The sequence below is a fragment of the Oligoflexus sp. genome (genome assembly GCF_035712445.1).
Lineage (GTDB): Bacteria > Bdellovibrionota_B > Oligoflexia > Oligoflexales > Oligoflexaceae > Oligoflexus.
Window position 1 is genome coordinate 22,386 of record NZ_DASTAT010000062.1, and the last position, 21,593, is coordinate 43,978.

At 55.0% G+C, this 21,593-nt stretch carries 17 protein-coding genes; 9 read left to right on the top strand and 8 right to left on the bottom strand.

Annotated features, from left to right (window positions below):
* The first annotated feature begins 48 nt into the window (after positions 1 to 48).
* The gene (locus VFO10_RS12655; protein ID WP_325140640.1) at positions 49 to 1,266 is read left to right on the top strand and encodes an EAL domain-containing protein; all 1,218 of its coding nucleotides are present in this window, start codon (positions 49 to 51) and stop codon (positions 1,264 to 1,266) included.
* A 1-nt stretch (position 1,267) separates the two neighbouring features.
* On the opposite strand, the gene VFO10_RS12660 is transcribed toward VFO10_RS12655, so the two are convergent.
* Entirely contained in the window at positions 1,268 to 2,092 is an 825-nt protein-coding gene (locus VFO10_RS12660; RefSeq protein WP_325140642.1) for a hypothetical protein, read from the bottom strand.
* 203 nt (positions 2,093 to 2,295) lie between these two features.
* Between VFO10_RS12660 and VFO10_RS12665 the strand changes: the two genes are divergently transcribed.
* On the top strand, positions 2,296 to 4,233 hold the full coding sequence (locus VFO10_RS12665) for an LTA synthase family protein (protein WP_325140644.1): 1,938 nt from the start codon (positions 2,296 to 2,298) through the stop codon (positions 4,231 to 4,233).
* Here VFO10_RS12665 and VFO10_RS12670 read toward each other — a convergent pair.
* Positions 4,192 to 4,953, bottom strand: coding sequence for a GDSL-type esterase/lipase family protein (locus tag VFO10_RS12670; protein WP_325140726.1), 762 nt, complete (start codon positions 4,951 to 4,953; stop codon positions 4,192 to 4,194). The two genes, VFO10_RS12665 and VFO10_RS12670, sit on opposite strands and share 42 nt — an antisense overlap.
* A gap of 99 nt (positions 4,954 to 5,052) precedes the next feature.
* On the opposite strand from VFO10_RS12670, the gene VFO10_RS12675 reads away from it, so the two are divergent.
* Positions 5,053 to 5,745 (top strand): SDR family oxidoreductase, encoded by a 693-nt coding sequence (locus VFO10_RS12675; RefSeq protein ID WP_325140645.1) that lies wholly within the window; start codon positions 5,053 to 5,055, stop codon positions 5,743 to 5,745.
* A gap of 3 nt (positions 5,746 to 5,748) precedes the next feature.
* On the opposite strand, the gene VFO10_RS12680 is transcribed toward VFO10_RS12675, so the two are convergent.
* From VFO10_RS12680 to VFO10_RS12690, 3 genes are read right to left on the bottom strand one after another with little or no spacing between them, the layout of a single operon-like run.
* A complete protein-coding gene (locus VFO10_RS12680) occupies positions 5,749 to 6,324 on the bottom strand; it encodes an alpha-ketoglutarate-dependent dioxygenase AlkB family protein (protein ID WP_325140646.1) in 576 nt (191 codons plus the stop codon).
* The gene (locus VFO10_RS12685; protein WP_325140648.1) at positions 6,324 to 7,565 is read right to left on the bottom strand and encodes a hypothetical protein; all 1,242 of its coding nucleotides are present in this window, start codon (positions 7,563 to 7,565) and stop codon (positions 6,324 to 6,326) included. The genes VFO10_RS12680 and VFO10_RS12685 overlap by 1 nt, the downstream gene beginning before the upstream one ends.
* The gene (locus VFO10_RS12690) at positions 7,562 to 8,209 is read right to left on the bottom strand and encodes an ABC transporter ATP-binding protein (protein ID WP_325140649.1); all 648 of its coding nucleotides are present in this window, start codon (positions 8,207 to 8,209) and stop codon (positions 7,562 to 7,564) included. Before VFO10_RS12690 ends, VFO10_RS12685 begins: the two co-directional genes overlap by 4 nt.
* A gap of 231 nt (positions 8,210 to 8,440) precedes the next feature.
* On the opposite strand from VFO10_RS12690, the gene VFO10_RS12695 reads away from it, so the two are divergent.
* From VFO10_RS12695 to VFO10_RS12710, 4 genes are all read left to right on the top strand, one after another.
* Positions 8,441 to 9,691 (top strand): MFS transporter, encoded by a 1,251-nt coding sequence (locus VFO10_RS12695; protein ID WP_325140651.1) that lies wholly within the window; start codon positions 8,441 to 8,443, stop codon positions 9,689 to 9,691.
* A gap of 163 nt (positions 9,692 to 9,854) precedes the next feature.
* Positions 9,855 to 12,572, top strand: coding sequence for a 7TM diverse intracellular signaling domain-containing protein (locus VFO10_RS12700; RefSeq protein ID WP_325140653.1), 2,718 nt, complete (start codon positions 9,855 to 9,857; stop codon positions 12,570 to 12,572).
* 435 nt (positions 12,573 to 13,007) lie between these two features.
* On the top strand, positions 13,008 to 14,033 hold the full coding sequence (locus VFO10_RS12705; protein ID WP_325140655.1) for a PA14 domain-containing protein: 1,026 nt from the start codon (positions 13,008 to 13,010) through the stop codon (positions 14,031 to 14,033).
* A gap of 169 nt (positions 14,034 to 14,202) precedes the next feature.
* Positions 14,203 to 15,699, top strand: coding sequence for an MFS transporter (locus VFO10_RS12710; RefSeq protein WP_325140657.1), 1,497 nt, complete (start codon positions 14,203 to 14,205; stop codon positions 15,697 to 15,699).
* Here the strand turns inward: VFO10_RS12710 and VFO10_RS12715 are convergent.
* On the bottom strand, positions 15,693 to 17,087 hold the full coding sequence (locus tag VFO10_RS12715) for a glycoside hydrolase family 5 protein (protein ID WP_325140660.1): 1,395 nt from the start codon (positions 17,085 to 17,087) through the stop codon (positions 15,693 to 15,695). The genes VFO10_RS12710 and VFO10_RS12715 overlap by 7 nt on opposite strands.
* A gap of 90 nt (positions 17,088 to 17,177) precedes the next feature.
* On the bottom strand, positions 17,178 to 18,449 hold the full coding sequence (locus VFO10_RS12720; RefSeq protein ID WP_325140662.1) for an alpha/beta hydrolase: 1,272 nt from the start codon (positions 18,447 to 18,449) through the stop codon (positions 17,178 to 17,180).
* 161 nt (positions 18,450 to 18,610) lie between these two features.
* Between VFO10_RS12720 and VFO10_RS12725 the strand changes: the two genes are divergently transcribed.
* Positions 18,611 to 19,153, top strand: coding sequence for a heme-binding domain-containing protein (locus VFO10_RS12725; protein ID WP_325140664.1), 543 nt, complete (start codon positions 18,611 to 18,613; stop codon positions 19,151 to 19,153).
* A 52-nt stretch (positions 19,154 to 19,205) separates the two neighbouring features.
* Here the strand turns inward: VFO10_RS12725 and VFO10_RS12730 are convergent, their stop codons facing one another.
* Positions 19,206 to 20,705 carry a hypothetical protein gene (locus tag VFO10_RS12730; RefSeq protein ID WP_325140666.1) on the bottom strand — a complete coding sequence of 500 codons (1,500 nt, stop codon included), beginning with the start codon at positions 20,703 to 20,705 and terminating at the stop codon, positions 19,206 to 19,208.
* A gap of 402 nt (positions 20,706 to 21,107) precedes the next feature.
* On the opposite strand from VFO10_RS12730, the gene VFO10_RS12735 reads away from it, so the two are divergent.
* Positions 21,108 to 21,497, top strand: a complete 390-nt coding sequence (locus tag VFO10_RS12735) for a hypothetical protein (RefSeq protein WP_325140668.1) — start codon at positions 21,108 to 21,110, stop codon at positions 21,495 to 21,497.
* The last annotated feature ends 96 nt before the right edge of the window (positions 21,498 to 21,593 follow it).

A 21,593-nucleotide genomic window follows, 5' to 3' on the forward strand; every position in this document is an offset into this window, starting at 1 on the left:
CAGATTTTTTATCTTCCCAAAGTGCGGCTAACCGGACGAGGCGATGCTATGGTGGTTAGGCAGAAGAAACGTTTTCAACAGGGTGACATGATCTGTGCCGAAGGGAGCCACGGGGACTGCGCCTATATCGTTGAAAGCGGACGGGTGGAAATCTATGTCGGAACCGGGCCGGAGCGGGTCACGCTCAGTATCCTGGGGGTCGGCGAGATCTTTGGCGAGATGGCCGTGATCGATGGGTCACCGCGGTCTGCGTCCGCCGTCGCCCTGGAACCCTGCGAGCTGATGTCGGTCTCCAGCGAAGCCATCTCGGAGCGGATCAAAAACGCTGATCCCATCGTGCGCCTGCTGGTGGCCATGCTGCTCAAACGCATGCGGCATACCAACGAGAATACCAAGAAAGCCCGGCATGACGAAGAGGAAGAGACCACGGTTTCCAGTTCCGGTCTGGCCCAGGAAGTCATAGATAAGATCCGTATTGAAGCCGAACTGAAACTCGCGCTCGCGGCCAACGAATTCGCCCTGCATTTCCAGCCCGTCATGGATCTGCAGAGAATGCAGATCGCCGGCTTCGAAGCCCTCATCCGTTGGCGCAGCAGCACGCGCGGCCTTGTGCAGCCGGATATTTTCATGGGCATTGCCGAGGAAACCTCGCTGATCGTTCCCATCGGCCGCTGGGTGCTCGAAAACGCCTGCGCCGCCCACACCCTCATCATTCAGGAAATGAAGGCTCAGGGTTTGAATGAACCCCTTTTCATGAGCATCAATATTTCCAGCCGGCAGTTTCAGGATCCGCAGTTTTTCGATCACCTGGCTGAGGTCGTGCAGAAAAATGGACTGCGCAACGATCAGATCAAACTGGAAGTGACCGAGCGTATTTTCATGGAAGGCCCTGCCGCCGTCTATGCGATCGAACGCTGCCGGAGCCTCGGCTTTCCCATCGCGCTCGATGACTTTGGCACAGGCTATTCGAGTTTGAGCTATCTCGCCAAATTCCAGGTCGATACGCTGAAGGTGGACAAGGCCTTCGTGCAGCTGCTCCTGGATGATCCCAGGACCTACACCATCACCGCGGCGATCGTGGGAATGGCGAATCAGCTCGGGATTCCGATCATTGCGGAAGGCGTGGAAACGGTCGAGGAATGCGCGGCTCTGCAGGCCATGCATTGCCGCTATGGGCAGGGCTTTCTGTTCAGCCCTGCCATGCCGCTACCCGATGCTTTGAAGTTCATCCACGTCTGGAAAAAAAGCCTCGGCGCGGCCAGCTGAGTCAGGGTGCTTCACTGCCCAGACTGCCTTTCAGCTGCGTGAGCAGGGTCAGGCAGTCCAGGGTTTCCGCCCGGAAAATCTCCGGGATGGATCCGGCCTTCATCTTCGCATCAAAGTCATTCAAAGACTCGGTGGCCAGAGTCAAAGCTTCGGTGGGTCGTCCCAGGACCAAAAGGTTTCGGACCTTGTGACTGAAATTTTCGCAGTAGAGTGGGCCGTCCTTGGTCGCGATCGCCTGATCGATCAGGCCCAAGGCTTCCGCCGGATTGAATAGCCCACCGGGCACTTCCTGCGCCGCGGGATTATACTTCACCGCAGCAGCGACCCGGAAAAGGCCACCGGCTTCGTATTCTGTTCCTCCCGGGACCTGAAGGCCGGTTTGAATCGCATCCAAAATTTTGGGCACGAGTTCGATCTTGCCTTCCAAAGTTGAAACCTGCGCATCATACGCAAGGCACGCAGAGCGGAAATAATAATAGGTCGGTGTTTGATGGCCAAGGGTCACGGGATTGATGCTTTCCGCAGCCTCGGACCAGCAGCTGGAAAAGACCTTTTTGCGCGCCTCACGGCCTTCCGCATCATCCAGGCTGTGGTAATGCGTGCCTTCATAAAGGAAGGTTCTTAAATAACCTTCCGCTGCACGCAAAGTTTCATCCTCGTTCAGGGCTTGATCCAAAAGGGTTTTGTAGGCAGCCCGCGCCTCAAGCGTGGCTTCAAGGCTGAGATCGCGCTGTGCGAATTTCGCATCCGCTTCCGTGAAGTCGCCCGCGAAGGCCTGCAAACTGCTGAAAAACAAGGCTCCTGCCAGTAACTGCTTATCCATCATGGATAAACCTCCTCATAAAAGTTGAAGAAACATGTGATGAAGAGCCTCGAAGCTAATATGCGCCGGATTGAAAAGTCAAGGCTGGCCTCGCTCCGCTGGCGCTGCCCAAAGTCCCATAATGACGCTTGTTAATGAAAGCGGCATGAAGTAGAAATAAAGGGGATGCAAAGATCCCGCCCTTCAACCTCATCGTCAGTTCAGGCATGCGCAAACCAACATACTATCAACTGTTTTATGCCGATCTTTTGCTCTTTGCTGTGCTTTTCATTCTGCACCGAGCCTTCACTTTTACCGCTCTGAATGCCGAAGTCCTGACCGGAGCGCGGCAATGGTCCGGCTTTTTCGTCGGCGCGCTCAGCGACCTTTGGATCGCCGGCCTTCTGGCCCTTCTTTCAGCCGGCTGGCATATGCTCCTCGGACTTAAGTTCACGGTCGGGGGCGTGCAAAAGCTTCGGGCCCTGTTCTTTTTGATCGTGACTCTGCTGCTCGCGTCGCATCAGTCCTACGTGGAATTCTTCGGTTTCACGATGATGGCCTTTCATCTGCGTTATCTTTATGATTCCGCTTTCATCCTGGCCAACGGTCAGTCGCTTTTCAGCTGGCCCCTTCTTGTTTATTTGGGCGTCCTGGCGCTGGTTCTGCTCCTGCAAAGCGGACGCCGAAAAGAGACCTCAAGGCGTTATCAGGGCGCGATCTTCGCCGCTGTGCTCGTGACCCTTGTGATCCTGCATAACCGCAACATTCATTGGCGCGTGCAGTGGTTCATTCCGGAAAACCTTCAGGTGAATCTTCTGGAAAAACTTTTTACGCAGCTCAGCAAAGCCAAAGCCATCGAGCCGGTCAGCGCTGCGGAACGCGAGCGCCTGCTGACACTCCTCCGTCTGCCGCATGCCGCTTCTGACTTTCCCGGTCTGATGCGGGAGGTGAAGGAAAACCCAGTGGGACCTTTGCATCCCATCAGTGAAAAAATCCGTGAGCATTGGCAGGCTTCGCTGGCTTCCCAAAGAAAACCTCTGATGGCGGTCGTGCTTCTGGAATCCTTAAGGCCCGCAGAAACCGGCTACTTCGCGCCCGGCTCGCCGAGCCTGACACCGACCCTGGATCACCTTGCGACCTCGTCCATCGTCTTCACCAATGCCTATTCCACAGGTTCCGTCACGCGTGGTGGTCAGGAGGCAGTTTTTTGCGGGCATATCAGCAGCCGCGATACCTCGCTCATGCGTTACGATGCCGTCGCTCCCATCCGCTGCCTTTCCGATCTTCTGCAAAAACCTTTGCCGGCAGGCGGGCAGGTGGAAACCTTCTGGCATCATGGGGGCAACGGGTTCTTTGATAATCAGCTCAGTTTCTGGCGCAAGCACGGCATGCAAAGGATCATGACCCAGGATGATTTCATGAAGGATGCGCCGCAGACCAGCTGGGGCGTGGGCGATATTACGTTTTTGCAGGAAAGCGCCAGGGAGCTGAAGAAACGTCGCGAGGCCAGCACCGCGGCGGCCCAGGTCGGCATGCTCTTGACGGTGAGCAATCATATTCCCTGGGATCTGCCGCGCGATGTCATTCCCTGGGCTTTGCCTTTGCAGGCGAAGCATCTGAGCTATCGCACCACAGCCTATACGGATCATGCGCTTCGCCTTTTCATGGAAAGCCTGAAGGCTGACGGTCTTTGGGAAGATGCTCTGATTATCATCGCCAGCGATCACGGCAATCAGGTTCCCGCTTATCAGGATATTTATCCCGATCGTCCGACGGCTGTGGCGCGCCTTCAGTCGCATATCAACTTCATCATAGCCGGCGGCCTTGTGGAAAAGGCTCTGCGTGATCTGAAACTGACTTCACTTCCACGTGATGTGCTGGTCAGTCAGGTGGATATTTCCCAGTTCCTTGCCGATACCCTTGGTTTAAAGGAATTTTCGAGCATGGGCGAAAATCCCTTTCATGACACAAGGCAGCTGCCGGTGCTGTCCCGACTGGAACAGCATCTGTTTGATCCGCAAAGCCAGAGCCTCATCGACCCCAGCGCCTGGCAAACCCGGCCTCTTTTTGATGTCACGGCCCTGCCTCAGGAACCGTCGATCGAAGCGAAGGAGCGCAATCTTTTATTCTATCGCTCCTACATTGACTACATCAGCACCAAATAATTTTTCAAGATGCGGGGCCAGAGCTTTGGCGAAAACGCGATAGCCCTTGGCTCCCGGATGCAGAAAGTCAGGCATGAGTTCCGCATTCACGCGTCCGTCGGGTTGCAGAAAAACGGCGCCGATGTCCGCATACGACAGCTGCTCCCGCTGGACTTTCGCCAGCCTTTCATTGATGCCCTGAATGCGGGCCCGCAAAGGATCATCCGCGGACTCGCCACTCGGCAGAAGACCGAGCACAAGTATATGGGTGCCCGGCAGACGCTGATGAATCCGGTCGATGACCGTTTCCATGCCCTTAAGAATCGCCTCCGAACTGTCCCCTGCGTTCACATTGTTGATACCAATCAGAAGGACCAGAACCCGGGGATTCAATCCTGTCAGTTCCCCCTGATCCATGCGCCAGAGTAGATTCTGCGTGCGATCCCCGCCGATGCCTAGGCGCAAAGGTTTGATGGAGCCAAAGGCCTGCGACCAGACATCCGGCGCCACCTCCGTCCAGCCCTGGGTGATGGAGTCCCCCATAAAAACCAGCTGCGCACCGTCACGCGCCGGTTCGGCAAGATTTTTCTGAAACCGTTCACACCATTCCATACGCGACATCCAGGAATAGTCCTCACGACGTGGGGAAGCTATCCAGGGCAGCTCCGTTTCGGTAGGAACGGGGATTGGACAGTTGATGCTGCTGGAGCCGGCCAGGGCGGCAAATATCAGACTGGTCATCAGGCTCACGTTGACCTCCAGGGAAATTTTTTGTTTGTTAACATGCAAGCTCGCGACTGTCCATGCTAAGCTCAAGGCAACTTCAAGGGAGGCAACCATATGAGTCAGACAGTTTGCATCACAGGAGCGGCACGCGGTCTTGGTCTGGGTTACACGGAGCACTATCTGGAGGCCGGCTGGCAGGTCCTGGCCGTGGCGCGCAAGGCCAAAGAGAAGGACAGTCTGAAGAAATTAGCTCAGAAGTATGGCAGCCGGCTCGAACTTTTCGACGCGGATCTGACGAATCATGAGACTCTTTTGCCTTTGAAAAAATGCTGGGAATCGCAGCCTTTGGACCTTCTCATCAATAATGCCGGTATCCTGCTTGATGGGCATGCCGAGTTCGAGAAGCTGCGTTTGGACACCCTGCGTGAGTCTTTCGAGGTGAACGTGATCGCCCCAGTGGCCCTGACCCAGATGGCTCTGCCGGCTCTGCAAAAATCGAAGAAGCCGGTGGTTGCCATGATGTCGACGCTGATGGCCTCGATCGCTGACAACGCTTCGGGTGGGTACTATGCCTATCGCAGTTCGAAAACAGCGCTCAATATGGTCACGCGTTCTTTGGCCAATGATTGCCCTTGGCTCATTGCCATTGCCCTGCATCCAGGCTGGGTGCAGACTGATATGGGCGGCGCGCAGGCTCCGACATCGGTTACGGAATCCATTCAGGGTTTGACACGCGTGATCGCGGGATTGAAAGCGGATGACTCCGGCCAGTTCCGCAACTTCAAAGGTCAGACTTTGCCCTGGTGATTCTCAGGACTGCACGAGTCGAAAGGTAAGGTTGATGCGCAGACCCACGGGTTTGCGCGTCCGCGGAAGGGCATGCACCCATTCTTCCTGCAGACGTCCGGCCATCAGCAGCAGACTTCCATGCGTCAGCTCCCGCTCCAAACGCCTTTCCTCTTTTTTATGTTTCAAAAGAAAGCGCCGCGTGGCCCCCAGGCTTACCGATGCGATCTGAGGCTCCGAACCAAGCGCGGCCTCATCATCGGCGTGCCAGCTCATCGACTGCGAACCATCAGCATAGCGATTGGCCAGGACGGAATTATATCGGTTGCCGGTCAGCTCTGTGATGCGATCTTTTATGCTCAGGAGAGTTTCGTTCCATGGGCTCGGTTCATTCCGAATTCCCGAATAAGCGTAAACAGCCGCAGGATCCCCGTACCAGGCGGTCAGGCGCGGCAGAGGCAAGGTGCGGCCGAACATGCGAATGCTGTCCTGGCGCCAGCTGATGGCGTGATCCACATCCGTGACCGCAAGATCTTGCAAGGCATCAGGCCAGTATAAGAGGCGGCCGCTCCTATCATCCATCAGGACTTCAGGATTCATCAGAATTTTCCCTGCAGAAGGTGATCGCAAAGATACGCGAGCAAAAGAAACCAGACGCACATACCCAGGATGACGAGAATGCTGTTTTCGATGTGCCGGCTTCTTTGCATGGAGCGCAGCAGAAAGAAACCAAGGGCGTGCATCGGAAGGATCAGCCAGGGCACGGGCCAGCTCAGATGCTGCAGGCTGACCAGGATCAGGCTGAAGGGGAGGGTGAGCAGGACATAAAAGGTCGTGACAAAGAACGTGTCCTGCCTTAACCACCAGCTGTCGGGCTGCGGCAGACTCATCAGCCAGGCCGGGACCTCCTGCCGCTGCAGCTGAAAACTTCGAAAAAAGCTGCTCAGAAAGATGCTCAGAATACCTGTTATGGATGTATAGACGTAAATTTTTTGAGTCGCAGGGATATCCTCTTTCAGAACCATCATGAGGATCGCGTTCATGCCCGCACCGAGCAGAAGGCAATAGATCAGCAGAGCCGGCTTCACCAGGGCATAGGTCGTCTGCATCATGAACCGGGCCGGAATCCGCCGGGTGAAAGCCGACCGAAGCTCTGTTTCCCAGGAACCGATCGGCAACTCGGGATGATCGTGCACCCGGCTTTCCGGGCGCTGGATATTCCAGTAGGCGATGGCTCCGCTGGCCGCGAGAGAAAACCAGGCGAATGAGGAGCCTTTGCTGAGGAGCAGCCCAAAAGCGCCGAGGATCCAAAAAGGAAAAAGACGCCAGCTCTGTTCCAAAAGGGCCAACTGCAGACCGAGGATCCACACGTAATAGGCCGCGCCCCAGACAAGGGCCATGGGCCAGGCGCCTTGATTTTGAATCAGCTGGTGGAATCCCATTCCATACAGGATCAATAGCGTCAGGTTGAGAACCGACAAAGCCAAGGCGCGGATCAGGCGTTCCCAGGCGAAAGGCAGGGGCTGCGCTTCAGCAAAGTAATGCACGCGTCCACCGCGCGCGCTCCCTCGCACCACGGCGGCCACCACCCAACTGTAAAGCAGAAAACAGCCGAGGAAAATGAGGTCCGCAGGCGTCCAAGGTTCAGGGCTTAAAAAATGCGCGAGTCCCTGTCGCAGCGCGGACTGTTCCTGGCCGCTCAGAATCAGCCCGAAACAGTAAAGGAAGGCTACGAGAAAACGCTGATGCAGCTGAAGGATGTCGCGCAGGAAAAGCCGCAGACGGAGCGCGGCATACGAAAGGAAGAGACGCGAGTGATCTGGGTCCGCGAGCGCCTTCACGTCCTGTCACCTTGAATCAAAAAGGTTTGACTCTGATGCTGCATGTCCAGTGTGGTCAAAGGAATGCCTTCCAATTGATCGGCATCATGATTGACGAGCAGGATGATGGCGCGCGCGGCAAAGTCTTTCATGAGTTTTTTAAAGGTCTCCTGCGCACTGCGATCAAATCCTGTGCAGGCTTCATCGAGCAGAAGCACAGCAGCGGGTACCATCAGAGCTGCGATCAGAAGCGTTTTCTTTTTGTTGCCAAGCGATAGCTCGTCATAGCGCGTGCGAAGAAAGGGCGTCAGGGCCAGATCTTCGATCAGCCTGCGGGGATAGTCGGTGGCGGGCTGTCCTCGTATATTCAGAACTAAACGAAAGTATTCATCCGGCGTGATAAAGGGGAAGATACCGTCCATCTCGGGCGCCCAGCTGACTTTCTGCCGGTAGGCCTTGCGATGATCCTGGGGGTTCAATCCATCCAGCAGCACGCGGCCTGAACTTGGAGCTTCCGCGCCGGCAATCAGACGGAAAAGCGTGCTCTTGCCAATACCGTTCGGACCGGCAATGGCATAGACGCCCGGAGCGCGGAATTCGAAGCTGAGCGATTCCAGAACTTTCTTGTCCTGGTAGGATTTACAAAGTTGATCCAGTTGCAGCAAGGCTTGCACTTTCCCACGATGGGTTGACAGTCCCACCATCCTTAACAAAATCCGCTGCGCCTTTCAAGGAGCCAGAGTTCGTCGGCGTCGGCAGCGCCGTTCCAGGAGCCAGGGCCCGGTAGAGTGTGCGCTTCCCGCGACAATTTTTCACCGGGCGCGGAATCCCGCTTCAATGAAGACTCTGGGCACCTGCAGAGGTCTGTGGCAGAATGTGAGTGGTGAGGACCCCCCATGCACGCGTTCGTCCGCCGTTACCTTGATCTCCAATCGTCTGTCATTCGCGCCATACTCGCAGAATTTTTCCTGCAGCTGGTGCATAATGCGTTTTTTCTGCTCGCAAATTTCTACATGAGCCGCGAAGGATATTCCGATTCCTTCATTGCCCGCGTCCTGTCGCTCAGGTTTTTGGCGATTCTGGCATTTTCCCTGCCGCTCGGCCTTTTGGTGCGGCGGCGTCGGCTGCTGCCCTTTCTACGCGCAGGTTCGATTCTGATGCCGCTCGGGTATGCCCTGATACTCATGTCCATTCCCAGACACTCCGAGGCCATGATGGGCGTCGGTAACGTCCTGGTCGGCGCTGGTTTTGCGATGATACAGGTGCTGATTGTGCCTTACATCCTGCGGCATGAGAAACTGAGGCAGCAGGCGCATGCCATCGCCCTCAGCTTCGCCAACTGGAGCACGACCACCTTTCTTCTGGGCATACTCTTCTACGTTCTGAATCATGCGCGATCGGAGGCGCTGCCGGAGTCGCTGCTGCTGGCGATCATCACGGGTGTCTCGTGCCTGGGCTTTGTCACACTCATGGGGCCACTTGAAGATAAACCCTCCTGCGAGCACGATGCAGGAAAGGCCATGGCGCTCAAGGATTACGAATGGGGTCTTATCATAAGGGCGTTGACCCCGAGTCTGATCATCGGCATCGGCGCGGGACTCAGTATTCCGTTTATCAGTCTTTTCTTTAAACATGCCTTTGACATGGGCTATGAAGATTTCTCGCTGATCAGTTCCGCCGCCACCTTTCTCGTCACCGTGGGTTCGCTCTATGGGCCGCAGGTTCTGGAACGGTTTGGTTATGGCCCAGCCATCGTCTGGAGTCAAAGCCTGGCGATCCTCGTCCTTGTTCTGATGGGAGTCTCCGAATATTTCGCGCCGTCCCGCGGCGCGCTGATGCTCGCATCCTTTTGCTATCTCCTGCGACAGCCTCTTATGAACATGGCCAATCCCATCGTTTCGGAATTGACCATGAACCTTGTCGGACCAAGGAATCGCGAAATGACCAGCGCCCTGAAGCAGGCGCTGTGGGCCGCCAGCTGGTTTTTAAGTTCGCAGCTTTTTCGCAGCCTTCGGGAAGCGGGTCTGCCTTTCGTCTGGGTCTTTGGTTCGACTGCCCTCATATACGCTGTAGGCGTGATCTGGTATGCGCGTCTGATCCGGGATTACGAGCAGAGAGTCCTGCCCCAGGAGCGCGTGGCGAGCTGAAATCGGCCTGTATTCCGTATAGGATGCCTGCCGGATTGGGTGTAATTTTGTAAAAAAGTGCAGGGTGTGCAGTTCCTGCACTAGTCACAGCCGCAGGCATAAAATATTATAAAGAGGAACAAGTTCGTATTGCGTATGGACAGGGGCATGGGAGGGGAAATCTTTGCAACTCCGTATTTTAGCGACCATCCTGTTCCTCTTTGGATTGAGCGAGGCGCAAGCACGCACGATCCTGATCAAAGATATCGCGTCCACGCCCGTCGGTGAGCATCCTGAATACTACATCGACAGCGCCGGCACCGCGACTGTCGATCAGGTCATGAGCATGGCCCTTCCCGAGCATCCCAAGTCCAACCCTTCGTTTGGCTGGAGTGATAACGTCGTCTGGCTCAAGAGCACTTTCGAGAAGGCGGATAACCAGGCTTATATCCTGGAGATCGGCTATCCTTTGCTGGATGATGTCACGGTCTACATCTTCCATAACGGACAGCCCCTGAAGACGGTCCGTGCCGGTGATTCGGTGGTCAGCAGCCCCGAGATCGTCGATCACATCGATCCGGCCTTCCGCTTTCCCGAGGAGCCGGGCGTTTATACGATGCTTCTGCGCATCAAGTCGTCCTCGTCGATTCAGGCTCCCCTTAAACTCTATACCCCGATCAGTTTTAGCCAAAAAGAAGGCGAAGAGGTCCTGGTTACCGGCATTTACGCGGGGATCCTTGGGATCATGGCGCTTTATAACCTCTTCATCTTTTTTGCTTCGCGCAGCCGGGCTTATCTTTATTACGCCTCCTTCGTACTGACCTTCCTCCTGCTGCAGCTGTCCCTGAGCGGTCATAGCTATTTCTATTTCTGGCCGTCCTATCCGCATCTGTCCGATTACATGATCTGCCAGGGCGGGTTGCTCGCGACGATCATGATGCTCTATTTTGCCAAAGACTTTTTGGGCTTCACCAAAAAAGGCAAGGTCCGGCAGCGGCTCGGCACCGTGCTCCAGTATAGTTTGATCGCAATGCTGGCCGTATCCTTTTTTCTGCAGTATGTCGTGGCCATTAAGATGATGGCCGTCGGCGTCCTGCTGTCGGTTCTGGTCGTCCTGGGAGTCGCCATCCTGCAGACCATTGAGGGTCAGCGCGAGGCCCGGTTTTACGTGGGTGCGTGGGCGCTCTTCATCACAGGTTGCGTGATCTATCTCTTGAAGCAGCTCGGGATACTCCCGGTTTCTTTCATTACCGCCTATGCATTTAAAATCGGTTCCGTGATCGAAGTCTCGCTCCTGTCCCTGGCGCTGGCCGATCGACTCAACGTCATGCGTTTTCAGCTGCGGAAAGCCAATACCGAACTGCAGGATCTGAACGAGAATCTGGAGCAGCGCGTCGTGGAGAAAACCCGCGATATCCGCTCCATCCTCGACAACCTCCCGCAGGCCATTTTCCAGGTCAAATCCAAAGGCGGCAAGGCTGTCATTGATGAAGAATACTCGCTCTTTCTCTGCCAGTTCCTGGGCAAGGAGCACCTCGAAGGCCAGGATCCCCTGCAGGCGATCTTCGCGAGCACCAATCTTTCATCCAATGACATGGCCATGATTGATAGCGTGCTGACGACGAGCATTGGCGAGGAACTGTTTCAATTTGAAATGAACGAGAGCAATCTGCCCCGGGAATTCATGTATCAGGACAAGCTCCTGGAAGTGGACTGGCATCCGGTCGTCGATCAGAGCGGTATCATCCTGAAAATACTGATCGCCATGAAGGATGTGACTGAAATTCGGAAACTCCAGCTGGAAGCCATGCAGAAAGCGAAGGAATACCGGCGCCTCGGCGAGGTCTCGCAGCATGAAAGTCAGAAGATGCGCGATCTTCTGAAAGTCACCCAGGAACTGCTGACCAGCGCCGAGAAAAATATCAAGGCGGACAGCAATGGCCTTGCTCTGGCCTTCCGCAACCTGCATACCATCAAAGGCCTGTCGCGGAACTTCAATTTCACGGATTTGACGGTGGAAACCCACGATCTTGAGAAAAAGATCAAAAACGCCCAATCCGGGTCCTTGAGCGCCGATGTCATCAGTGAGCTTAAAGCCGGCATCAAAGGCCTTTGGGTCATTTTTGAAGACTACAGGCGGATCAACGACGAAGTCCTGGGCCGCAACCGGGTCAGCGACAAGCTTCTGATCAACCGCCACGAGCTGCAGGCCATCCATCAGAAGATCACGACGGCACGCACCAGCAACGAGATCAAAGAGATTCAGTCCGACATCCTTTTCCTCTTCGAGGTCAAGCTGAGCCAGGCTATCCAGGACGAGGTGCAGATGCTGCAATCGGTCTGTGATACCCTGAAAAAACCCGTACCGAACGTCCTTTTCTTCAATGACGAATATGCGATACCGAATGATCTGAAAATGCCGCTCAGAAAGGTCTTCGTCCACCTCTTCCGCAACTCCATAGATCATGGGATCGAGCATCCCGACGAGCGGCAGGCCGCTGGAAAAGCGCGCAAGGGCACCATCTCGGTGCGGATCGAGGAAGCGGAAAGCGATCTTTGCATCATCTACATGGACGATGGCCGCGGCCTCGCTTTGGATAAGATTAAAAAGAAGGCGATCGAGCAGAAATTCATCACGCCGGATGAAGTCCTCGATCCTTTGCAGATGGCCAACCTCATCTTCATGCCCAACCTTTCGACTGTGAACGAGGTCACCGATATCTCGGGTCGCGGCGTCGGCATGGATGCCGTGCGCGGCTTCGTCGAAGAGGCCGGCGGACGGATTGAAATCCATCTGAATGGAACGTCGGTCAATGGCTTTGTGCCTTTTGAAATCAAGATCCATATGCCTTACATGAACGATCTGCAGAACGGTCCTGTGGCCTCTGCGGTGGGGGCTTGAGCTTTCTTACCCGGGGTAGTATGGATCAACCCCTTTCATTTCAAGATTCCCCGTTGAACGTTCACTTTTCTAGGGGATCTATCATGAAAAAAATAGTGGCGCTCGTCTCGTTTTCGCTGTTGGGTGCCTGTGGCGAAAAAAATGACGACGCGGAAACTACCAGTATTCAGGATGCGACACCTTAAGTTTTAGACTTGCGAAGGCCCGCTGGAAACAGTGGGCTTTTTCTTTCTTCCCGCACGTAAAGCTCTACGTTTTCCAAAAAGTCATCATCCCATCCCACGATTGAAAAAAAATGTCTGCTCAAAAAGTCAAGTTTCCATGGGCGCTTGTTACCCATTGGATAAGTAATGGAAAGCTGTGCCGTAGAGAGGCTGTCCCTTTTGCGAGTCAATTTTGATCGCAAGTGACCAGGACACTCATAGAGGAGTTTTTATGACTTTGGGTAAAGGTTTGTCCAAAAAGCACCTGTGCCTTTCGCTGCTGGCAAGCGTTGTGGCTGCCTGCGGTGCCGAAACTCCGGCATTCCAGGAAAAGACCATGGCGGTTCTCATGGACCAGCAGCAGAACGCTGAAGGTTTCAGCTCTGAATCCTATGACAACACCGCTGATGCTACTGTCGCCACATCCGATGAGGATGAGTTGGTCGACGATGGTTCCGTCGATGCGCTTCAACTTCCCCAGGGAGACGAAGCCAGCGATCTGACTGTCGACGTCAAAGACTCGCAGCTGCGCTTCGGTGCTCAAACCACCAGCATCTCGACTTCACTCGGCGGGAACAAAACCGACGACGTGGTCTACAAGGCCATTGCCCCTGCCGGCAAGGATCCTGGCGCGATCATTAACGGCAACACCTATGTGAGCCCCGTAAGCGGTACGGAAGCTTATGAAGTCAAGATCATCGCGGTTTCCAAAAGCGATCCGACTCAAACTTCGAGCACGGTTTTGAAATTGGAACCGTCGACTCAGGTCTTCGCGGGCTGTACCAACGACCTGAAGGGTTTCCCCATCAAGGCCGATGTGTACCAGATTCCCGAAGGCAGTCAGCGTCTGCCGGACTTCACAGCGTTTTCCAAGACCTCGGCCACCGCGTGTATGGAAGCCTTCCAGATTCCCAACCGCGCATGGTCAGATGGTTTCCCTGGTCAGCCGTCCTTGATTGAATGGTTCGCGATTCGCGCGACCAGCAATCTGACGACCAACTCAAACGGCAAGTATTACTTCAAGCTGAATGCCGATGACGGGGCCAAGCTTTATATTGATGGCCAGCTCGTAGTGGATAACGATGGCCAGCATGCAGAAAAAGCCGTGGTCGGTTCCATCAACCTGACCAAAGGCCAGCATGAAATCGTCGTCGAATACTTCCAAGGCCCTCGTTACCACATCGCCTTGGAGCTTTTCTGGAAAACGCCAGGAAGCAGCACCTATACTTATGTTCCAGCCTCTGCCTTCAAGCCATAATTAGAGTATTGGCCTCCTTTATGTGAGTGTGGAGGGTCGGGAATCATCCCGGCCCTTTCCGCATTTGTGGCGCGGCAAAAGGCGTTCGGACTTGACCTCGGCGGGTCTCTGCGGGATAAACGACCAGGTTTTCTTAGCCCTGATCAATATCATTCGAAAGGTAGCGAGCATGAACGCCAAGGCCCAGGCGCCGGCCACCAGGTCTGCTGGTCAGATGATACTGGATTATTTTCGCGAGTTTAAAGTCCTGAAGGAAACGCCCCGCGAGTACTGGGGCATACAGATCATCAACTTCCTTGACTGCACGGCTTATTTCGCCCTTCTGAACATCGTTACGATTTTTTTATCTGATCAGATTGGCCTTGATGATAACAATGCCGGCTATATCGTGACCCTTTTCACCTCGCTGACCACGATCCTTCTCCTCATTGCGGGCTTTGCCACCGATTCGCTTGGCATACGCAAATCATTATGGTTGGCCATGCTTACTCGCGCCGCAGCGACCGCGGCTGTGGTCTTCCTTGCCGTGAATCCGAATGTTCCGCATCGCGCGCTTTTGGTTGCAGCCTGTTTTGTGGCCATGGCGCCGTCGATGGCCATGGTTCAAACCGTGTTCCAATCGGCCAACAAACGCTATACCAGCGAACGTTCCCGCAGCGCCGGCTTCAACCTTTGGTACCTGTTCATGAATATCGGAGCGGCTGCGGCCGGTGTCGTGGTCGATGTCGTGCGTCTTTCCCTTGGCCTCAGCAGCACCTGGGTGATTGGAACAGGCATCGTCACCTCGTTCCTTTGTCTTGGGGTCATGCTGATCATGGTTCGCCGCGAAGAGCAGTTCGGCGAGGAAGGCCGCTTTGTGGCCGCCCCCGTGCAGGAGACAAAGCGGGATGCCAACGGCAAAAAACCAAATCCCTTCACCATTCTGAAAGCCATGGTCAGCGAATCCGCCTTCTGGCGATTCTGTGTGCTCGTCACGCTGCTTTTGGGTGTGCGGGCGGTCTTCAGTTACATGTACCTTCTGATGCCGAAATACTGGACGCGCGTGATGGGCGAGGACGCTGCAATCGGAACTCTGAATACGATCAACCCGATTTTGATCGTGGTCGGTCTTATTGTTTTTATTCCGTTTGCCAACAAGTTCAATATTTTTAAAATGCTGGTGTTCGGCGCCATGATTTCGGCGGTGAGCCTCTTCGCTTTGGTCATTCCCTGGCAGGTCGTGGGTCAGGGGCTGGGCGCTGTGGGTTCCGCGCTCAGCATCAGCTGGATGCGGAATGATTTTGTGCCCGCGTATTATGCGATGTCGGCTTTGAGCATGGTCTTTCTTTCGATCGGTGAAGTGATCTGGTCGCCGAAACTTCAGGAATACACGGCCGCCATCGCTCCGGAAGGACAGGAGGGTTCCTACTTTGGACTTTCCATGGTGCCCTGGTTCGCAGCGAAAACGATCGTCAGTGCTCTTTCAGGTCACATGCTCTCACGCTGGGTTCCAGAAGGAATCGGCGAGCGCCTGCGCGCAGGAACGGTTCCCTTCTGGGATTCGCCGGAAGCCATGTGGCTCATCCTTGGTCTGGTGGCCCTGGCCGGACCGATTCTGGCCCTTGCCTTCCAGGGCTGGCTGACCAAAGGCGCCCGCTGGCATAAAGCCACCGGGTCCGGTCATTGACCTTCGCGTTCACGGAACAGGAAAACCAGCGATCTTAGGGCCTGCCGGGCCTTGGGATCGTGCACGCAGCGCAGCTGATGAGCATTCAAAAGTTGGCAGTTCTGCGCGCGTTTTCCTTCCAGAGCCTCGACTCCGATCCATTCCAGCCGGGATGGAATCGCGATCTTCACCTCTTCCGGAAAGACTGTGGCTTCATAGACAAGGGCAAGCCTTTTGCTCTTTTCATTCCACTCCATCTGCATGATGTCGCCGGGCGTTTCCTCGACATAAGGCCGCGCCCGATACATGCCGCGCAGCTGGCCCTTGTCATCATTGATGCTGAAATCCTCGCGATTCCATCCATCCTTGTTCGCATCCGTCCAGCCTGGGGTGTAAACCCAGTACGCCCCCGAATAAAGTTCCTGGTCCATCAGATCATAAATCGCATCCACATACTTCACAGCGTTCGGCAGTGTCGCCGGCGCTCCGAATTCCCCCAGATAAAGGGGACTCTGCCAGCGTTCCAGAAGGTTTTTCCAATGGCGATTGGCGGTCTTCAAGGTCCAGGGCGACCAGCTTTTCACCGTCTGCAGACCCGGATCATAAAAATGCGTCGCATGCACGATATGCGGCAGGGGGATGGGATCCAGCTGCGAGGCCACAAGTCCTGTGCTGGTCAGGATTTGAGCACTCAGAAAGAGGATCAGGTTCGGGCGGATCGACTGCAGAAGACTTCCGGCATCATAATAAAGCGCCGGCAGTTCGCTTTTTTCCAGGCCCCAGGGTTCATTCATCAGATCAAAACCAACAAGGTTCGGTGCATCCGCAACCGCCTGGCCGAGGTGCTGAAGCATCAGCAGATAGCGATCGCGCACTCCATAAGTATTTTTATAGAAATGATGCCACGCGATATGCATGCCGATATCGAAGAACGCTTTCACCGACCAGGCCTTGCAGTTTTCCCCGTTGTCCGGTGTGGCCGGTTTTTGAAAGGGCGGCAAGGCCCAGCGGGGAAAACCCTCACCACAGCCGCTGACGGCAAAGCGTGAAAAGGCATCCTGATGAATATCGACGATCACATAAAGATCATGCTGCGCGGCCCAGTCCACCATATCGCGATAGTAGCGGAGATAATCCCAGTCGTAGACCCCCGGTTCCGCTTCAAACGCTTCCCAGTTGAACATGAGGCGCACACTGTTGAAACCCCAGGCGCGCAAAGGTTCGAAGTCTTTTTCCCCACGAATGGAGCGAAAGGGCGGGACCTTGGTATCTCCGCCGACGTTGACGCCGCGCAGAAGAATCTGACGTCCGTCTTCCGTACGAAAGCGACTGCCATCGACATGGAGAGGACCAGCCTTGACAGGCGGAATGGTTATCATGAAAAGGACAAGGAAGAGTATGTATCGCATGCGACTCCTTCACGGGCACTCGGATCAGTTCTGGGTTATCTGCTTACCTTATAACCAAAGAACCGAATCCGAGGAAGGAGGGAGAATTCCTTATCGAGTCAGAAACTCTTTGAACCAGCCGACCGAAGCGAAGACGAGGGGACACGATCCGTGTGAGTAAGGACGTGTGGCATCGGGACTTTGGGCGATCACAGCGCTGACCGGAGCCTCGGCGTTCAGACCTTTGAAATGCGCCAGGGCGTTTTCCGTAGCGGCGACCGCAACGATTTCATCATCGGCGCAGTGATACAGGCGGGTAGGTGTGCGGGGGACCCAATCGCCTTGATTCAGGCTCTGCTCGACCAGAAGACGGCGAATGAGTTGGGCCTGAGCGCTGATCGGAGTTGTGCTCAGAAAATCATCAAGGAAAGGTCCTTCGATCAGTCCGCGGGTTTCCAGCGGCAGGGCTTTCATGATTTCCGAGCTGCTTATGCCGCTGGTATAGAGATTGGAGAGCGCGGTCGTGTCCAGGGCGAAGATGGCATCAAGGTCCAGTTCAGGAGCCAGCCACTGGTCATAGGCCAAAACCAAAAACGACGTGATGAGAGGATTCGATTTGGGACGCGAGAGAGCCGTCAGAGCTGCCACTTCCAGGTCATAGGGGCCTGCCGCAGGGGCGGAAGCGGTGATGCTGAATTCGGCGGCATATTCCGTTTCCAGGGCCTTTTGCAAAGCCATGGTCGCATATCCACCCTCGGAATAGCCCTTCAGAAAGAGTTTGCCCAACTTAAGGCCCTGCGCGCTGATCAGACTTCGGGTGGCCCGCAGAAGATCAACACCTGCCGGGACATAGGCGCCCTCGATCAGATAGGGGTGAAATTCGGCTGCGGAGCTGCCATAGCCAATATAATCCATAACGGCGGTCACAAAGCCCTGGGATGCTTCATAGAGGCCTTCACCGGGGTTCAGCGAGGGGGCCTCTTTTTTGCTGGCAACTGTGCCGTGCTGCAAACTGATCCAGGGGAGTTCCGTGGCTGCTGCTCCATCCCGCGCCGTCGTCGCGTTCCCCGCCGTCGTCACATCCCCCGTCGTCGTCACATCGGGAACGATGACCAGTCCTGACGCAGCTGTCAGGCGGGGTTCGGCAGGACTTATTTGACTTTGATAGTTGACTCGAAATAACCTGACGCCATTGCGAGCCTCAAGGCCAAGCCTTTGGAAGTTGGCATTCAGCTGTTCCTTGGTGTACGACCCAAGGAACGTGGATTCGATCAAGGTCCCGCGCGCGGGCTCTCGGCCTGTATCCGCTGCGGTGACTTGTGCGCTTGTCAAGAACAAAGCGCAAAGGGCGGAAAGTCGGAACATGCGTAATGACTGAAGCATGCAAACTCCTTTCGAAAACAGTTTTTTAGGCTGAAAGTCTGTTTTTAACATAGTGGAGCGCCTGCGTGAATAGCGCGGGAGCTGATCATTTTCTCATGCAGATTGTGCTTCGCTAATTAAGACGAGGTGGGCAAGCCTGAGCCGGAAATGGGAGAATCGAAATGAAAAACCGACGCTTGAAATCATACAGCGCCACTCTGCTGGTCGTGACTTTGTGCGCCTGGAGTCAAGGACCTTTAGCGGCTCATGAAGCCTATGGGAAAGCGGCCGATGAGCCCCGGCAAACGGCGGTGGATGAGCAGGAGCGGAAGCTGGTCGAGATCACAGCCGATTATCAGCTGGCCGTGGCACCGCTGATTCAAAGGGCCTGCGCGGATTGCCATTCGGGTGACACCCAGTATCCCTGGTATTCCATGATGCCTGGCGTCAGTCAGTGGATTAAAAACGATATCGAAGAGGCTCGCAAGCACATCGAATTTTCCAACGGCTATCCCTTTCAAAGTCATGCGACTCCTCTGGAAGACCTGATCGCTGTCGAGAAATCCGTCCGGGACGGGACGATGCCGCCGCTTCGTTATCGGATCATGCATAGCAAGGCCCGCCTGAACGAGCAGGAAAAAAAGCGCATCATCGACTGGGCCCGACGTGGTCAGAGAATGCTGCAGAATGAAGGCGTGGCCCGCGCCGCGGAAAGCGCGGAATAAAAAAATCGCAGTCTCCGATGGAAACTGCGACCTTGACACTAGGATTCTGTCCTTACAAAGAGCAAAAGCTCACCACACCTGAGACGTCCTCATTGTCCGTCTTCCCATCTTTCCAACGTTTGACGAGAGCAGGAAACTTACTCGTGACCACAGCGCAGAACGCGGTTTTGTCTGTGGTCTTCAGATAGCTCATGCCCGTGCCGATGGCCGTATTCAGAATGCGACTCAGGCTGGCCTTGCCGCCCAGATCGTCAAACTCATTCGAGTCCTTGATGGATTTCAGCCAGGCGATCGACATTTCCGCCTTCAGAAGGGAGGTATCCGAGGTCGCGGCCGTGCCTTCGAGGGCGGCGGTGAAAACCGCATCCACGGTGTGAGCCATGGCTGCACCGATGATGTGAATATCCGAGAACTCAGGCTGATTGCAGGATTCGATCGGATCATCAGATGAGCCGCCCGGGGTCTGCTTGACGTCCGCAGTAAAGGTTTTCTTCCAAAGGTTATCATCCCAGCTTTTGCTGATGCCGTTATAAAAGACCGGGGAGGCGATGCTGCGGCTTTTCGCGAAGCAGCTGATGTCCCACATGGTGCTGGGCTGCTTCAGCGTATAGTACGACCACATATCCGCGAAACCTTCATTGAGCGAGCCGACGAAGAAATCCTGGCTGCGGATGAATTCCACGAAGCCGGCCTTGAGCCCTGGCGTTGCCGCCTGGCGAGCGAGGCTGGCCGTTGGTGTGTGGAAGGTGTGCAGACGTGGATTTTTTTCCACGTAATCGTGATAGGAGGCGAAGCGGATACCATCTTCGTCCATCACAGATTCAAAAATGAAGTGACCGAATTCATGCTGGAAGACACCGTCGACTGTCCAGAGCGGAACGCCGCCGAGGAGCTTATACTGCCGGCTGAATTCGCTCTGGGGATAGGAAATCAGAGTGGGCGACGGGCCACCCATGAAGACGGCATTGTCCGTCATGTAGCTGGTTTCTTCGTTGGCCTCATCGTCCTTGTCAACCGTGCGGCTGACTTCCTTTTCTTTCTGCGCGGCATTCAAATAGACTTTCTTAAGAAGGGGAAGGGCGACCGTTCCTTTTCTGCGAACCGTCTCATAAAGAGAAAAGGCCTGGTCAGCATCAGCCTTCATGCTGATGGCGGCGCCCTCCTGCGTGTTTTCAGGAATGATGCTGGCATCGCGGCAGAGGTATACGCGGCGGCCTTCGTTGATGGTTTGATATTCCAAGGTCTGACGGACGATGTCTTTCGTCTTGGCGTTTTCAAACACGTCTTCTTCGATAAGAGTCCGCACCATCAGCGTTTCCACACCCATGTAGGCTTCGGCGATGATGCTGTTGCTCAGAGAAAGGCCGCGCTGGCTATTGCAAGCGGTATCATGCACAGGAACGTTGACGGGATCGCCGTACGAGGTCTTGGCGAAGTCGTAGACCTTATCTTTTTTGGGAACCTCGACCACCTTGGTTTTGGTCTTGGGCTGACAGCCCATGGCAATCAGCGCCATCGTCGAAACGGTAAGGGTCATGAGTGTCTTGTGCATAATGAGAATCCTAAAGTGAGGGATCAATTGAAGTCGGGAAGGAGACGGAGGCGGCCGAATAATATTGCAGGCTTTGCAAAATATGAGGACGTCCAGAATCCGACCGCGCTTGTCCTGATTTGCGTCCAAAAAAGGCGGGAAGTCCCTGAAAAGTCCCATGAATTCAGGCTTTGTCGCTGGCACTCTTTCTGCAAAAAGGGCTGAGACTCGTGCAGAAGGAAACGACTATGGCATTTCATCCCTCATTTTATATTCATGCTCCAACACGACCGAAACCCAAGGCGACCCCTCCGGCCCAGGCTCCTGAAAAGCCAGGTAAAACCGCTGAGTGTCCCGCCTCTTGTATTGTGTTGCGCGTTGGCCTTTGTTAGAATCCAGCCGTTTCACAGCGGAGGGCTGCGCTTGCGGCGAATCGGGTCCATAGGGCAAAGATTATTCATGCGACTGGGGCTTTTTGTCCTGGCCTTGAATGTCATGCTGGTTTCGATTCCGCGCTGTGACATGATCCTGGCTGTTCTTCAGCATCATGGAATGCAGACGGCCCACGCCTCGATGGAAGGCGAGTCCTGCCATGACCAGTCGGTGCCGCAGGATAAGCATTCGAAAACCTGGACCTCCCACCGCATCTGCGAATGTTCGGTCTTTCAGTTCATGGCCTTTCATGCTCCTGAATTGGATCTGAACGAGCATGTGGCCTTTCGCGTTCAGTCCGAACGCCTTTTGACTTTCCCCTGGAATGCCTTTCTCAGCGATTTCACGCCGCCTTTGGAACCTCCTTACCCTAAAGTCTGAGACTTCTGTCTTCGTACAATCCAATTCTCTTTTGGTCTGATTTCACGGAAGACGCGTCGACGCATTTTTGCGTCTGGATGCTGCGTCTCCTTTTTT

Excerpts from the sequence above, each read along its gene's own strand:
- VFO10_RS12675 (WP_325140645.1), top strand. The coding sequence starts at position 5,053 with ATGAGTCAGACAGTTTGCATCACAGGAGCGGCACGCGGTCTTGGTCTG.
- VFO10_RS12680 (WP_325140646.1), bottom strand. The coding sequence starts at position 6,324 with ATGAATCCTGAAGTCCTGATGGATGATAGGAGCGGCCGCCTCTTATAC.
- VFO10_RS12725 (WP_325140664.1), top strand. The coding sequence starts at position 18,611 with ATGAAAAACCGACGCTTGAAATCATACAGCGCCACTCTGCTGGTCGTG.
- VFO10_RS12720 (WP_325140662.1), bottom strand. The coding sequence starts at position 18,449 with ATGCTTCAGTCATTACGCATGTTCCGACTTTCCGCCCTTTGCGCTTTG.
- VFO10_RS12705 (WP_325140655.1), top strand. The coding sequence starts at position 13,008 with ATGACTTTGGGTAAAGGTTTGTCCAAAAAGCACCTGTGCCTTTCGCTG.
- VFO10_RS12660 (WP_325140642.1), bottom strand. The coding sequence starts at position 2,092 with ATGATGGATAAGCAGTTACTGGCAGGAGCCTTGTTTTTCAGCAGTTTG.
- VFO10_RS12710 (WP_325140657.1), top strand. The coding sequence starts at position 14,203 with ATGAACGCCAAGGCCCAGGCGCCGGCCACCAGGTCTGCTGGTCAGATG.
- VFO10_RS12655 (WP_325140640.1), top strand. The coding sequence starts at position 49 with ATGGTGGTTAGGCAGAAGAAACGTTTTCAACAGGGTGACATGATCTGT.
- VFO10_RS12665 (WP_325140644.1), top strand. The coding sequence starts at position 2,296 with ATGCGCAAACCAACATACTATCAACTGTTTTATGCCGATCTTTTGCTC.
- VFO10_RS12715 (WP_325140660.1), bottom strand. The coding sequence starts at position 17,087 with ATGCGATACATACTCTTCCTTGTCCTTTTCATGATAACCATTCCGCCT.
- VFO10_RS12730 (WP_325140666.1), bottom strand. The coding sequence starts at position 20,705 with ATGCACAAGACACTCATGACCCTTACCGTTTCGACGATGGCGCTGATT.
- VFO10_RS12695 (WP_325140651.1), top strand. The coding sequence starts at position 8,441 with ATGCACGCGTTCGTCCGCCGTTACCTTGATCTCCAATCGTCTGTCATT.
- VFO10_RS12670 (WP_325140726.1), bottom strand. The coding sequence starts at position 4,953 with ATGACCAGTCTGATATTTGCCGCCCTGGCCGGCTCCAGCAGCATCAAC.